Source organism: Pseudomonas sp. GW821-FHT07G06, from assembly GCF_058986625.1.
Genome location: NZ_JBYSVW010000010.1, coordinates 203,110 through 218,029, shown reverse-complemented (window position 1 = coordinate 218,029; position 14,920 = coordinate 203,110). Strand labels below are relative to the sequence as shown.

The following is a 14,920-nucleotide window of genomic DNA, read 5'->3' as shown; positions in this document are numbered from 1 at the left end:
CGACTATTAAGTAGTGGGTGTCAGTAAGTAAAAAGGTAGCTATGGACATCAGAAACAAATTGAAGCTCAGTGATGAAGCACCAACGCAAGTATATTTTTTTCGTGAAGGCAAAAAATTGCGTTTGTACGAAGGGGCACTGTATTGGGCGCTGGAGAATGGACTGCCAGTGCGTTTGACGTGTCGCGAGCAAAAGTCCCTGCCGCTTGGACGAGTATTGTTTTGCGATTTAACTGAAGGCGTGCTTCTGCCTTGGTTGTGTGAAATGGGGCTGGAGGTCGAGCCACTGAATCGGGGGTGGCGAGTTACGTTACACCAGCCGCGCTGTTTGGCCAGTGAAAAGGTTTGGCTGGAGCAGTATGTGCTGCATTTGCCAGATCCTAGTTGGCACTCAAAGAAAGACAGTCACAAATTTTTAGAGGGGCATTTACGTGAGGTCCTCTATGAGGTTCTCGACTGGCCTGTTTCCGAGTTGCCCCCGATGCAGGCGGTGAAAGCCTTGTGCCGTTGGCAGTCTCGGCTACAGCAATTGTTGCCGGCGCGGTTGCAGGAAGACTAAAGGGAAGCCTTTTACCTGTAGCGAACATCTGGAGTTCGCGGGTCAATACCAAACGCTGATCACTAGCCCTTGCCTGGCGTACGTGCTCGAATTTTCGATACGGTCGAGTGAGTTGATGGGGCTACGCCATACTGTTGATGGGACTTCTTCATTCACCTTGGCATGAGGTAACGTGATTGCCTCATGGAGCTCTGAAACCCATGCGCCCCTCATTTTTGCAATATTGTTCAACAAGTGAGGTGGGTGGTTTGCTTAACTATATTCGACGTCTCAGAGCACTAACCGCAGGCTAGGCCTAAAAGTCGGCCGAGGCTTACCTGCATTGAAAAGTAGGAGAGTCCAAACGAACCTCAACTTTCAGGAAAAGGTTTATGTGCCTGCTTCTGCTGTTTGTGTTGCTGGTCAGCCTACCGGTTCTGGCAGAAAACTGGCCACCGATCTCCTCGGCAAAAAAACGAACATCGCGATCGCCGAACCCGTTTTGCCATACCCGCTGAGCGCCATCGTGGAGCGGATCTCCAAGTTCTGATTCGTCGAGACGATGTGTGCAAGCGCATACAGGAACAAAACCAGAGTGCTGCTTAGGCCGAAAGCGTTACTGGGAAGCGATAGCTACGGTGCTGCTGAACCCGGATCGGGAGCAGCAGTACGAGAAAAAATCGCATAGTTGGGCGGTTGACGCGCCAGCCACATTGAAAAACGCCGATTTCTATCCATCGTATTTACCCGATGTGGACAAAAAGGCCAATTGCCGTCATCTATAATAGGAGGCGCGGTCCGATTATCCCTGACTCAACAGCCATTTTTAGGGGCCGACATGGTCGAATAACGCAACCACGCCCGAAGTCACAAGCTAAACTCGACATGCGCCCTAGTGAAAACTCATCAGCTTCGGTCAATGTTTGCATCGGAACCAATTGCTATAAGCACCTCTCTCCTCACACAGGTTTGGAATCAATATGCCGAGCCGAAAAATCTCTATACCGCCGAGCGCCTTCCCCACCGTTTTCCTTGGTCTTAACAAGTGTTGGGGCGTTGCACCGCTACTCATAATGTTAATATTTGGCCTGTCAAGTAATTGGGCGCAAGCAAATCAGACGATGTACTTGGAGTCGAAACCAGATTTACCTCAAATCAAGCTAGAACTCGATCCGCTTGAGCTAAGGTGGCTACAGACCCGCCAAGTGGTACGTCTTGGTATCGGCGAAAAGGGGTACGAACCGCTATCGTTGGTTCGAGGGCACTCAGTAAAAGGAATCATGCCAGATTACCTATCAATTATTAGTGCAAGCTTGGGGTTGAGGGTAGAAGTGCACACGTATACTGACTGGCCCGCCGCACTGGAGGCCTTAAGATCTGGCGAGGTAGACGTATTAGGACGAGGATCGTCTTATGAAGCCGATTTACCCGGATTGCTACTTTCCAACGCCTATACAATGAACCAGCCAGTAATAGTGGGGCGTGGCAGCGAATTTGAGCTTGTACCGTTATCGTTGAGTGGAAAACTGGCTGTAATCGAAGGGTATGCAACGGAAATAGAGTTGCGCTCACTCTTCCCTGATGCACAATTAAAGACCTATGCAACAGTACGCGAAGCACTGCATGCAGTGGAATACAATCATGCTGATTGGGTTGTTTGTGACGCAGTGACTGCATCCTATCAAATGACCTTAGGCGAATTGCCCACCTTACGAATGCGACCTCTTAGCGGTTGGCGCGAGCCTGGCTACAGCTTTGTATTTCGAAACACCGACTCTACACTTGCCGATTATTTTAATAAGGTTCTGGATAACATCCCTGTACTGACACAGGCAAACATCCTGTCTTACTGGGGAGGCGAGGCGCGTTATGACTCGCTGAAAAATCTAAGTTACAGCCCTGAAACACTTAGATGGCTGGCTGAGCGCCCAGAAGTGCGAGTTGTAGTAAGTGGGGCTATACCGCCATATAGCTTTTTCGACGATGATGGCAACTTCAGTGGTCTAATAGCTGATTTTTTGCATGAAATAAGCCTGCGCAGTGGTTTACGCTTCAAAGTTTTCGAGCGCACAACCGTAAACGAGATCGCGAAAGCCATTGATAATGGTGAAGCAGAGATGTCGCCGACGGTGATGATTACACCCGAACGTCAGACCTCGCTAAATTTCACCAAACCATTTGGCACCAGCAGTTTTGCTTTGGTCACGAAGCGTGAGGAGAGCATAGAAAATCTGGAGGACCTACAGAATCGCAGAATATCCTTGGTAAATGGCTCGCCGATGATCGGTTTCTTAAAAAGGCATTACCCGAGCATACAAATAGTTGAAACTGATAGCCCTCTGGAGAGTCTAGTTACCACTGTCGATGGGCGCTCGGATGCTACTGTAGTATTGCTGCCTATCGCCCGATACTTGATTAATCAATACTTTTCAAAAAAATTGCGTGTGGCGACCTCTTTACCACAGTTCCAAATAGGTCTTACCTTCGCCGTGGCTAAAGATCAGCCGTCACTATTTGAAGTCATGGAAACGACTCTCGATCAGCTTGAGCCACTACTGATCAGTAAGCTGTCAGAGCGCTGGCAAAACAGCCGGCCAGCGGAGGGAAGCATATGGGGCCGATACGAGCGACGCCTGAGATGGCTCTCCATAATCGGGGGCGTTGCTCTAAGCTTGTTGCTTGCCTGGCAAGCCTATTCCCTATTCCGTCGGGCTAAAAATCGAGCAGAAGAACAGCGCTTGGCGTTTCGCAGCACCCTTTTGGACGCAGTACCTCAATCGGTAGTAATGCGCGATCTACAGGGACGCTTTGTGCTATGTAACAGTGCATTTTATGAGGTATTTGGCCTTCAGCCCTCTGAAGTAATTGGCCGTAACTGGTTCGAAGTCGCCGGGCTGGATGGAACTCCACCACAGACCCAAGAGTCGGCCTACAATGCGCTATTAAAGCATACCGAGGTTGACATCCAGCAGATCAAGCTGAATATCCGCGGCGAGGTATATAGTTTTCGTCAGTGGGCGGTTCCGCACAAAGATATCAATGGGCGATGCATAGGATTGCTCATGGGATGGATCGACTTATCTGAAACCGAACGATTAATGCTTCAGTTGCAAAACATGCGAGATCAGGCTGTGCTGGCGAGCGAGGCAAAAAGCAGGTTCCTGGCAGTAATGAGCCATGAAATCCGCACACCGCTAAATGCGATCATTGGTTTGCTGGAGATAACCATGGCGCGTGTAGACAATGGAGAGAACTGGGATCGCTCGGCAATTGAGGTGGCGCACTCGTCATCCAACTCGCTTATGCTCCTTATTGGCGATATTCTCGATTTGTCAAAAATTGAGTCCGGCAAATTAACCCTGGCACCACAACGCAATAGCCCACAAGAGATACTTGAGGCCGTGCAGAGGGTGTTCCATGGCCTAGCCCGACAAAAAGGACTGTACCTTCTAATAAACCTACAACTTGAGTCAGATAGTGATGCGTTGGTGGATGGCGGGCGGTTAAAACAGGTGCTCTCTAATTTACTCAGCAATGCTATAAAGTTTACTGATCATGGTGGGATCAAGTTATTCTTGCGCGTATATAAAGATGGTGTCGACTTGAACATGACGTTTGTGATAGAGGACAGCGGAGTTGGCATTTCCTCTGCCGACCAAACGCTGCTATTCAAGCCATTTAGTCAGGCTGGCGGAGAATCAATGCAGCGGGGGGGGACCGGACTGGGACTGGTAATCTGCCAACAGCTAGTCGAAATGATGGACGGCAACCTTCAACTTGATAGTGAGCTAGGGTGCGGCACACGAGTGAAAGTTGAGCTAAGGGTGCCGGCTTTAGAAAAACAACATCTAAAACAAGCAACGGAAACCAAGAAATATCAGGAGCAGCGCCTGCGCGTGCTGCTCGTGGATGATCATCCGGCTAATCGCTTGTTGCTCGGGCAGCAATTGAAGTTTCTCGATCATATTGTGTGTGAGTCAGAAGATGGTCAGCAAGCGCTCGATTTGATCCAATCCAAGCCCTTCGATGTGGTGTTCACAGATTGTAATATGCCCGTAATGGATGGCTATGAACTGACCCGACGAACGCGTAGAGATGAGCGAGATTCGGGACGGCAACCCTGTCCAATTATTGGTTTCACGGCAAACGCCCAAGTGGCTGAGCGTGAGCGCTGCCTAGCTGTCGGAATGGATGATTGTCTTTTCAAACCGATAAGCTTGGATATGATCAGAACCTGCCTAGACAAATTGTCCCAGCGAAAGGACATTGCCAAAAATCCCACATATACATCCGTCCCTTTAGTAATCCAAGATCAGACCGGCGTGCTTGATTTAAGTATGTTTAGCTCGCTAACAGGCTATGACGATCATTTGGCTCACAAATTACTAAATGAGTTATACAACAGTAATCGTATAGACTTGCATAGGTTCGACGAATTATTATCTGCAGGATGTTGGCGCGATCTTGCTGGAGTGATGCATCGAATCAAGGGCGCCGCTCAGATGGTCGGGGCGAAAGTACTAATCGAGGCAGTGAGAGGGTACGAAAAATGCCTGGATCAAGGATTAACTGATGACGAAAAATTGCGCAACGCATCTACTGTGCGCGCGGCCGCACTGCAATTACAGGAGGCTGTAAAAGCCCAGATGAGCCGTAAAATCTAATTTCAACAAAACTAGACCTTTACGATAGTAAAAGTACACGCTATATACGCATTCGGAAAAGTCGTACACAGATGCATTAAGCAGGCGCTCGCCCAGCCTAAATCGACCCAGTAATTTGATCGGCGCGGAACGTCGTTTTTCAAGGTGGTTGTCGCGTCAACCGTCCAACTATACGGCTTTTTTCTCGTACTGCTGCTCCCGATCCGGGTTCTGCAGCACCGTTCCTATCGGTTCCCAGTTATGCCTCTGACGCTGACCCGCATTCCGGGCTTTTCTCCCGGGGGCGCTCATACAGTTCATGCCGCCGCGTCAGGAGCTGATGGTCCAGCCCTCAATGACGCTCCGCCGGTGTCACGAAGCGGATCCGGCTATGCCGATGGGCGTTGTAATACCAACGCATAAAATCCCTCATCCCAAACCTTGCGGTGTCCAAACTGGCAAACCATCCACTGGCCATTGCGGACAATATTTCAGCGTTCTAAACAGCGACTCCGAGTACGGATTATCATTGCTCACTCGCGGTCGACCGCGAGACGGCGTAATGCCCAGGTCACACATCTTGCTCATCAGCGTTACCGATTTCATCGACGCGGCATTGTCCCAGTGCAGCGGCTTTATCGCCGCTTTCTTCTTCGTAAACCTCCCAGCCCACCGCCTTGCGACTGTAAATACCTTCGATCAAATGCAGGTAGTCATACTTGCCTCGTATCGGCGACGCCATATAGGTGATGTCCAACGACCACATCTGATTGGGCGCTTTGGCGGCATACGTCGTGCCGCATGCAGTCTGGACGCTGGCCACGGCGTCGGTGCCTTTGCTGACCTGCGAACGCAGGACGCGATAAAACAGGGCCTCCGAGGTCTGCCTCGGGACGATCTGGCTCGGTGGCAATGGGCATACGCCGGGGTGTTGCACAACGTCACGATGGCTTGCTGCTCAATCTCGCTCAACGCAATATAAGGTGTGGGCCGCACGGTGGTTGTTCGGGCGTCGGCTTGAACATCTTCAGTCTGCGTCCAGTGCTGCAAGATTCTGAGCGACAGTCCCACTTCCTGACACGCCCTGATTTTTCGAGGGTAGGCAGCGCCGCTGTTTCGGTCCGTGCCTTGTCTTGGCGCAACGGTTCGCTCTCGAGCTACTGGATACGTTTCTGATCGCTGCGAGATTGTTTGCGGTCGACCTTCAGTTGCTTCTGAGCGTTCTGATGCCCCGTACAGGCTTGGCGCCAAGCACTGACGTGTTCGGGGGTACAGACCTTTTCGTCGGCAATACTCACTCCGTTCGAGCTGCGACAGACCCGCGGTTTCAAGAACGACAGCGAACTGAGCTTCAGCTGACCAGTTTTACGGGCACTGCACTTCCTTCAGAGCTGACCTCATTGCGCCAGTTGGACAAAGACATTTCGCTGACCCCTCACGCGGGGAAACCTCGGCCATTGATAGGTTTAGTGGGGGAAGCAGCATCTTCAATAATGCGGCTCTACGTTCAGGTGAATAATACTCGAGTAGTCTCTTTTCGCCCCCAATATGCTTTTTCAGGAAAATCCGGAGAGGCGTCAACTATTCTGACACCGGGGCGTGTGTCCAATGGGCTCGTCGACGAAGCATGATCACCTAGGTGAGATATCCAATAGCGTTAAGGAGGACTTTGGTTGCTCATCTGATGGGTGCCCTTAATCGCGGAACTGGAACTGGATGTCTTCAAGCGCCGGAGCTGCGCATTCAATTTTTTGAGTGGCTGTAGGCGACTCGTAAGGGCAGTGATGAATAGTTGGTCTAGACTTGTTCATGTTTGGTTTATTTGAACGATTCACGTGCGTGACTGGCGGCATCGACAGTGAGTGGGGTTATTGAGCTGTTATCTCAGTAGATGGGCGGCTATAGGAGGCATTTACGAGGTTAAAAATTTCAGTCCTGGCTGACAGAGATGCTCCTCGTCATTTGCGTACGTCGTTATGCTTTTTGGTGGGGGATAACCCTACGCCAAAAGAGGGGTTTTCCTGTCAGGCTGTCGGCGTTTGACTGGTTAATATGACGTATATGCAGGATTTTCATCGGAAAATCTCCATTTGGAGGTCAAGGATCAAGGAACTGGCTTGGGCTGGTCTCGGGCGGATTGGGTGTGAGCGCGCTTACTTTGCTCACGATTGCTGAGTGCGTATTTGCTTGGAGGTGACTTTTGGCCAAAATATTGATAGCCGACGACCATGCGGTTGTACGCATGGCTTTGCGAGCGCTACTTGAAAAAGCCAAGCATGAAGTGGTTGGTGAGGTCAGTAATGGTATAGATGCCATTACTTTTATGCGTGATCTTGAGCCTGACTTAACTATTCTAGATATTGATCTGCCAAGGCTTGATGGTTTTGGCGTAATGCAGCGGCTACGTTCCGGAGGAGAGCGCTTTAAAGTCGTGATATTTACCAGTCTAGATGCCGATCGATATGCTATTCGCTGTTCAAGGGCCGGAGCTTCTGCTTTTGTTTCCAAGGAAGGGGATCTTGGCGAGTTACTGGCTGCTGTGCAGATTGTCCTCGCGGGATACGTATTGTTTCCGACTACGGAATTTTCTTCCGTTGATAGTTCTTCAGCTTCGGGCACTGAGGGGGAGTTGATCCGCGCGCTTTCTGATCGGGAGTTGACTGTGTTGCGTCATTTGGTATCAGGGCATCGCATAAAGGACATAGCTGAGGAGTTGATGCTCAGCGAGAAAACTACTAGCACCTACAAGTCTAGGTTAATCCTAAAGTTGCAGGTAAATAATTTTCTTGAGTTGGTTGAGCTGGCGAAGCGTACTGGGGTGATCTGATATAGGGTTGAATGTATAAGACTTCGCCTGGTAATGCTCAAAGGCGGTCGCAAGATTGCGTAGTGGCGTCTCCCAGTCAGGCGTCAGGTGTTTTCTTACACGGAAAGTCAACTTCAAAGATGTTGTACATTTAAAGAATGTCCTGCCTGCAACGTAATGCAAGCGCACGATGCTAATGCTCCCAGAGTCAGCGTAATTTTCAGGTTTTCCCTACAGATAATATCAGATAGAGCGTGTTTAATCCGCGCCGGATCGTTGGTGGAGTCGTGCGATAAGTACACGTGGATGGTCTTATCAGCTACCAACCATCAATTTCACGGTAGTAATACTTTTCACCGTGACCATACGGGCGTAATGGTCACGGTTTTTTTTGCTAAGAATTTGATAGTCACTATCCCAAAATTTCACCGAAGTCGGAGGTGCATAATGATTGGAAAACAGATGCCTCACCCAAAAGAAGCTGTGGTCGATGAATTGGAAAGATGCAAAGCCGATTTTTTTGCCAGAGGTAAATCCGTCCATAAAATCCCAGCCGGACTCAGCGGCTTGGACACATCAGGCAACACTTCCGCGAGGCAAAAACTTCTGAAATTCCAACGTTCAACGCTGGCACCGAAGCTTCGTGAATATGCCGAAGCAGGTAAAGCACTTTCCACAGCTGCCCGCGCCCTGAACTTGAAAAGTGATCGGGCGAGACTCATTGCAAAAGAAAACGACATCGCATTTCACGACAGCTGATCATTCTCTCTTGTCCTCACCATGCCGTGCGCGCTTCCTTCCTTGACGCTCTGTCAATCGAACACAATCCGAAAGGAAATTTCGAGCCGAACCCTTATGCGTTATCCAGCGCGGTTATGAGGCCTGCAATACAGGCCCGCCTAATGAGATGGTCAACCCGAGACGGAATCACCGGTAAATCTAGACTTACCGGGGTTCTCAACGACTTGAGTAAACCCCTCATGGGCAGCTTGAAGTTTCTTGGCCTGGATATTGGGAACAATAAGTACCTTTCACCTCATAGGGGGCGACGCCAAAGGCAAGGATGTTCTGCACAAGAAATTCAATCGCAACCGCTTTCTTAAGTTTGTCCCAAGGCTAAAGCCCGGCACCATAGTGATGGAGTCCTGTGGTGCTGCTGTTGTCGTCGACGCCGAATTGAACTAGTTGCCGAGACATCACTGACCCAGCCTGATCCCTTGCGCACCATTGCCCATGCGAGAACAGGTGGTGGGCACGCAAGGCTTTGGCTTTGGCGGAAATTCCGCTCGCTGCGCCAGGCGGCTTGGTAGAGAGTAAGGACCACGTCGAGCCAGCGTGGATCACCATCTTGGTCTGTACCAACGGGTTCGGTTCCACCGCTGGCCCGATACTCATCGCGCGAGGTGGATGCCACTCTGGAGAATTTTTTTTGCCCGAGCAACCTCTGCGCTTGCATCGTAAGTTGGGCACTTATTCGCAGTCGCCGCTGGGGCTTTTGGGGTCGCGTTTGTATTCACCGTTACGCCATCCCTGAACAAGAAACAGAGCATCTGCTCGTCCTTGCCGCCACCCGAGCTTGCCGGTTCCGGGATAAAACCGGCGACGGGGAAGGCCCCGGACGACGCAAATAGTATCTGGCGTGAAACGGCTTTCAAGCATGCCTGGGTATGTTTTGGCGCCTGCATCAACACAGGCCGTTACGGTCCAGTGAGCGAGTTCAACCGAGAGATTGAGCATGTAGGTTTGGACAACAACCCCTGAGTCTGAGTACCCGCATCGCCGCACAGGGTATCCCTGCCATTTGGGGAAATCTTGTATCGCCACCCGCACTTGCGGCTTTGCCTGGGAAGTTTCGAGGCAAACATTGATTGAGCCATGGTGAAACTATCTGTTTGAGCCGCCGCAACACTGCCACCCAATAGAGCTGGCGCACTCGCATTATTTGATAAACGATAAAGATTTTACGTATCGGAGATCGTGTCAGAAGGGCTTACTGGATTGTTCATGATCCGGATGATCGTCCTTGTGTATGTCTCCGGTTTCCAGTTGTATGGTTTTGCAATGCCAGCGATCCAATCGCGGCTCGCATTAATCGCAGGGTCCCCTGCCTGCCTCGCGGCTTGGTACTTGCGTGTATCTTCCTTGTACGCAGGTAACACCGCCAGCTTGCCAGCAACGAAATCGACGGCATCGGCAGCACCATTGAATTTGATGTACTTGTTGTTCACGTCCTCGGAAGGCTGGCAGGCCAACACATAGTAACCCCGACCTGCTGCAGCGCTGGCAGAGACGTACTTCCACCCGGAAAAATTGTTCGCTTCGAGGGCGGTGCGTGTCCAGCCGTAACCTGACTCGGCTATCGCCATTGCAGCAATTGCAGCCGCGGGTACCCCGTATTTGTGCTCGGCTTCAGTTGCGAGACCTGAGACCAATTGGATGTATTGAGATCTCTCTGCTTCAGTGGGATGACCAGGCTTTGGGTCATAGCAACCCCATGGCTGGGCAGAGGCGGCCCCAGTACTTAGACCGAGCGCGAGAAAAAGGTATTTCGTCGTATGCTTCATCATTGTCTCCCTGAAAGTAACTTCAAAGTGAATTTGTGATCGAGCGAAGAACACGACACCGGGATACTACTAGGGAGTGCGATCACGTCTGACAGCATAGCAGCGAGAAATGAACCCAAGTGCTCCTTTGCACACGGTGGGGAGCAAGCTCACGTGCAGTTCCGGAAGCCGACCTGGAGCAACTGCTGGCTCAGCGTTAGGTGCAGATTGACGACCCGCGCCAGCATCGCGCGGAGTTTCTCGGGCTGCGCGAAGAGGTGCGCGAACAAAATACGCGAGGGCGCTGCGGTAACTGCACATGGCGTTGGCTGCGGTACGGCGGCGATGAGCGCCGCCGCGGCTGCAACTACAGGACAGTCGGTAGCAGGCGGAACACGCCCGCATTGACCAGCAGCGCTACACCCGCGACGTCGAGGACCGGGCGTACCGCGAGATCGACCGGGCCCAGGAAGAGAGTAAGGACCTGGCGACCCAACTCAAGGAGGCCAACGGTCGTCTTCAGGCCCTGCAGCAGATACTGGCAGCCGGGCAAAAAGAATTGGGCCTGGCGCGCGAACAGCTCAGCGCTGCCCAGATGCACGCGCAGGGCCCTGGTGGAGCAGCTGGAGCAGGCACGCCGGAGCAGGGGAACAATGCCACACACTGCAGGACAGTCAGCAGCGGTTGGAGGGGGAACAGGCCGAGTCACTGCGCAGTGCCATTGCCGAGCAGGCGTGCACTGACACCCTCGAAGCCCAGCTAGCGCAGTTACGCAACACCTTGCAAAGCGTTGTTCGATTGACGGAACGGAGACGTAGTCAGCATTCGACCAATGACCGTTTATTGCCGTTCACTGCCGGTCATGGTTGCTAGGGGGCCACGTTCGACACAGCAGTCCTGAGCTTACTCGGGGAGAATGAAGTTGAGGATCATAATATCGAGTCAGCTCTTGACGATATTTTGCAATCATCACTCTGGCAGCGTCGATTACTTCGACGCAATGAGCATGAACAGCGAGCTTTGCAAGCTGGCCTCAAATCGCGGGCAGAGCTCATTTGGGGGCAAACTACCGTCACGCAGCGTCGGGGCTACTTCTTGGCGGGCATTGGGTTGACTACTGGTCAAACTCTGGATGCTTGGGCGGATACGCTCAATCCGCTACTGATTACAGCTAACGCTCAAATACTTCAAAAAGATGACGCTGCTGCGGTTCTAGCGCTCACCGCCATAGCCGAACACGTCTTCACTTTCTATCCTTTCAAACCTGATGTATTGCCTGCGAATTGGCGGGATCTTCTTCGTAAATGGCCTCAAGGCGAAGCGCTGACCAGTGGCACCGCTGAACAAGCTGCCGAAACCATGCGTTTCATTGAGAACGGTCTCGTTTATCGTCTGCCATGGGCCATGGAAGCAATTCGAGTCAGGGCTCAAGCTAATGGCGATACAGTATCCGGTTTGGCAATGGATGATTTTGAGCTTAGCTTGGCAGTCGCTGCCGTCGAAACAGGTACGTTAAATCGCGCCGCGTCCCTTCTAATCCAGGCGGGATTTAGTTCTCGGTTGGCGGCAATCAAAGCGGTTACCGATACAAATGCAACCTTTGATAACAGCCAAGGGCTTCGCCAATGGCTCCGTTCCGCGGAGCTCGATCTATTCAGCTCACTCCCAGATTGGCCAACCCCCGAAACGAGACAGCTGTGGATTGAATTCACAGATGGGTTCGAGCCGCAAGAACGTCAAGTTTGGGCGAATCGTAGCTATCGTGGTGAAGTGGTTTGGAGGGGTATCCCACCACTTCCTGGAACCGCTGTGCAGCTACATCACTGGAATGGACAAGTTCAGGTACTGAGTAGCGACGGTAGTCCGCTTAGCCGGTTTCAGTCCCAAATCAATATCGCGCATAAAGGGTTGTTGTCGGTCAAAGCCGGCCAAGATGTTAGGGAGTTGGCTATCAGCTATCTGGGCCCTGAGGACTTGTAACCCATCGTCCAGAACACACGCACCAGTCCCAAAGGGCTGCTTTCGCCGCCAGACCTTCAGGCAGAGGAGTGGCTTGCGCTGCGATTGTACTATGTATTTCGAGGGCGGTAGGCGTTTAATAGAGTAATTTTCGGAGGGCTGAAATCTTGGTCTACCGATCTTCTTAATATGAGAGGCGGGTATGAAAGGAAAGCGAAAAGTTAAAACTGCAAAGTGGTTGTTGAAGGAGCAATATATTTCCGAAGCACAACAAGTGCTGAGTAACAGATCTCAACAAGCCCACCGGTTTTTGAATGCTGCACTGCAGTCTGGTGCTGCTATAGAGCCGATTGGTAGGCTGGCGGGAGACGTGAATAGGTGAGCTCCAAGAGGTGATGCGCTATCAATAAGTTTTGAAGTGTCGAGAGCAGCACTGCTAACAGCGCTAACTCATATGCAAAGATCAATACTGCGAGTATCCAGGTTTCTGAGTGTTTTGGTTTGAATGCGCAGTCAAGCGTTGCTGTGGTGGTAGCGATTATATTACTTGTGTGTATCAATTTTTTGGTGTCGTAATTGCTCAAGTTCCAAAGTTACTTTAGCCAATAGCTCATCGGCATTTTCTGGTCCCATAGTTTCATATGTGGCAGTAAGAAGTGTGATTGGGTGAAGGCCCAGTTTTTTAGCGATTTCAGCAATTTTTGGTAACGTAGGGGCCTTCAGCCCACTTTCACGCTCACTGATAAAGCCTTGATTTGTGCCAATTTCTCCTTGGGCAAGGCCTTTGCTCCGTCGAATGGATCTGACCGTTTCGCCAAAGGATTCTCTGAGTTCCATTTGCTTGTCCGCAAAAGGAACTATAAGGCCTTGCTTGAAAGAAAATCTCTATACGCTATAGAGATTTTTACGGGCCGGCACTGCCGAGCGGGGAAAAATCCGTTTCCACAGTTCTGGCTGATTGGGCACTCATCCGAGCTGGCCGAAGAGTTCTGTGGTCACCTGCTCTGCAGGGGCGGACAATGGCTCAGGATTTTGCCCCTGAAGGTGCGGCAAGGAGTAGAGAATTCGCGATATTTTTTTCTGCCTTAGATCAAATTCGCCAATTTTGTAAACTGATTCTTTCGTTCGATAGACAACGCAGCCTTCTAATGACTCCAGTCCGGTGTAACTCGTTACGCTTATGAGCTCTTCCATAAGCCAATGGTTTTTTCCGCTGAGTGACGGCGGGCACATCATATGGATGTGTTTAATTTCGACACCTTTTACAGTTAATACGAACTCCTTCAACGAATAAGCACACCGAAGTAATGCAGCCCTGTTCCTCTCTCTGGTCTGAAGCGAGGTTATAGTGGCAACGAAGCAGGGGGCGTCGATTTCGGCATGAGACCAAGGATCCTTACTTTTTTCTCTATAGGGTCGTAAACGAGCATCACTCATAGCTCCAGGAATCTAAGTAGCGGATAACCAATCTAAGTGCACATTCTACAATATATGCGATAGAGATATTTTTGCTGGCTTGACCGTTCGTCGCTAGCGTTGACGAACACACTACATGTCTTTCTGAAGTGACTGCCGATTTACTACGCACCGTTTATCGAGGTACGTTCAATAGCGCGATTGTGTGTGTTTTGAACTGCAGATGGGGACGGGGACGGACCTGTTGCGAAGGTTGAAAATCATTCGGAGTAATACTGTAAGTTCATGCCGCACTAGTGGAACGAGCACCTTCGCCAGTGATCACAATGGTTTCAGGCAGAGGTAGTCGTATTGGACTTGGGCGTCAAGACTATCGCGCCATTGATGACCTCGACGGTTAGCGCATCCCCCAAATTTAAACCGAATTTTGCAAGGAGGTCGGGCGGGAGATTAACGATAACGTCGCCACTGCCGTCGGCGGTATTGTGGTATTTGACAATCCACCGCTCTTTTTCACACATCGATCGAACCTCGTTCCATCATTAGAGGTGCCCGTCGTAGTAGGGGGGCTGCACGTCGGAACATTCAGCTTATGCGCTCCCGTTCAGCGGTTGTATGCAAATCGCTTATGCAAAAAAGCCATCTTGCCCTTGGGCTTAGGTGGCTTTTCACATTTTGGCACTGACTTGGTGCGTTCGGTCAAGTTTTAGTGAAAAAAGTCCAAAACTGGATAAAAAAATAAGGGCAAAAGCAATCAATTCCAACTCAACGCCCCCACCGATCTGATACTCAATAACTTGAGTTGCAAAGAAGTTCTTCTTTTTTTTGCGATCTATTCCTTGCTGAGAAAAGACTCAGACCAAGGATTGGCGGATCCGCAATCATATTGATAGGCCCGGTGACCCGTGCTTTTGCGGATTCGATTCCGGAAGCAAGTGCTTGAGCCTTACCACCACCCGTGAAGCCGTTGATACATGTGCGTCGCACAGAATGCCCTTAATCTTCTTGACGCCCTAC

Annotated in this window: 9 protein-coding genes and 1 pseudogene; 6 read left to right on the top strand and 4 right to left on the bottom strand. The window is 50.9% G+C overall.

Translation table 11 applies throughout. The features are described from left to right. The first annotated feature begins 41 nt into the window (after positions 1 to 41). From AC3WJW_RS18635 to AC3WJW_RS18625, 3 genes are all read left to right on the top strand, one after another. On the top strand, positions 42 to 557 hold the full coding sequence (locus AC3WJW_RS18635) for a hypothetical protein (RefSeq protein WP_493726931.1): 516 nt from the start codon (positions 42 to 44) through the stop codon (positions 555 to 557). A 373-nt stretch (positions 558 to 930) separates the two neighbouring features. Beyond that, a complete protein-coding gene (locus tag AC3WJW_RS18630) occupies positions 931 to 1,086 on the top strand; it encodes a hypothetical protein (RefSeq protein WP_493726930.1) in 156 nt (51 codons plus the stop codon). Positions 1,087 to 1,657: 571 nt separating this feature from the next. After that, positions 1,658 to 5,200, top strand: a complete 3,543-nt coding sequence (locus tag AC3WJW_RS18625) for a transporter substrate-binding domain-containing protein (RefSeq protein WP_493726929.1) — start codon at positions 1,658 to 1,660, stop codon at positions 5,198 to 5,200. Positions 5,201 to 5,368: 168 nt separating this feature from the next. Here the strand turns inward: AC3WJW_RS18625 and AC3WJW_RS18620 are convergent. Beyond that, positions 5,369 to 6,664 (bottom strand): annotated as a pseudogene (locus AC3WJW_RS18620) (integrase core domain-containing protein). 715 nt (positions 6,665 to 7,379) lie between these two features. Here AC3WJW_RS18620 and AC3WJW_RS18615 point away from each other — a divergent pair. Further along, positions 7,380 to 8,006: a response regulator gene (locus tag AC3WJW_RS18615; protein ID WP_493726928.1), complete on the top strand. Its 627-nt coding sequence runs from the start codon at positions 7,380 to 7,382 to the stop codon at positions 8,004 to 8,006. Positions 8,007 to 8,432: 426 nt separating this feature from the next. Further along, the gene (locus AC3WJW_RS18610; protein WP_493726927.1) at positions 8,433 to 8,744 is read left to right on the top strand and encodes a hypothetical protein; all 312 of its coding nucleotides are present in this window, start codon (positions 8,433 to 8,435) and stop codon (positions 8,742 to 8,744) included. Between the two features lie 1,202 nt (positions 8,745 to 9,946). Here AC3WJW_RS18610 and AC3WJW_RS18605 read toward each other — a convergent pair. Both AC3WJW_RS18605 and AC3WJW_RS18600 read right to left on the bottom strand, forming a co-directional pair. Beyond that, entirely contained in the window at positions 9,947 to 10,549 is a 603-nt protein-coding gene (locus AC3WJW_RS18605; protein ID WP_493726926.1) for a glucosaminidase domain-containing protein, read from the bottom strand. 346 nt (positions 10,550 to 10,895) lie between these two features. Beyond that, positions 10,896 to 11,129, bottom strand: coding sequence for a hypothetical protein (locus tag AC3WJW_RS18600; protein ID WP_493726925.1), 234 nt, complete (start codon positions 11,127 to 11,129; stop codon positions 10,896 to 10,898). 359 nt (positions 11,130 to 11,488) lie between these two features. On the opposite strand from AC3WJW_RS18600, the gene AC3WJW_RS18595 reads away from it, so the two are divergent. Further along, positions 11,489 to 12,508: a hypothetical protein gene (locus AC3WJW_RS18595; RefSeq protein WP_493726924.1), complete on the top strand. Its 1,020-nt coding sequence runs from the start codon at positions 11,489 to 11,491 to the stop codon at positions 12,506 to 12,508. Positions 12,509 to 13,030: 522 nt separating this feature from the next. Here AC3WJW_RS18595 and AC3WJW_RS18590 read toward each other — a convergent pair. Further along, a complete protein-coding gene (locus tag AC3WJW_RS18590) occupies positions 13,031 to 13,324 on the bottom strand; it encodes a helix-turn-helix domain-containing protein (RefSeq protein WP_493726923.1) in 294 nt (97 codons plus the stop codon). Positions 13,325 to 14,920: the final 1,596 nt, after the last annotated feature.

Bases quoted from the DNA above. Each gene is read 5' to 3' on its own strand.
- AC3WJW_RS18590 (WP_493726923.1), bottom strand. From the start codon at position 13,324: ATGGAACTCAGAGAATCCTTTGGCGAAACGGTCAGATCCATTCGACGG.
- AC3WJW_RS18635 (WP_493726931.1), top strand. From the start codon at position 42: ATGGACATCAGAAACAAATTGAAGCTCAGTGATGAAGCACCAACGCAA.
- AC3WJW_RS18605 (WP_493726926.1), bottom strand. From the start codon at position 10,549: ATGAAGCATACGACGAAATACCTTTTTCTCGCGCTCGGTCTAAGTACT.
- AC3WJW_RS18625 (WP_493726929.1), top strand. From the start codon at position 1,658: ATGTACTTGGAGTCGAAACCAGATTTACCTCAAATCAAGCTAGAACTC.
- AC3WJW_RS18610 (WP_493726927.1), top strand. From the start codon at position 8,433: ATGATTGGAAAACAGATGCCTCACCCAAAAGAAGCTGTGGTCGATGAA.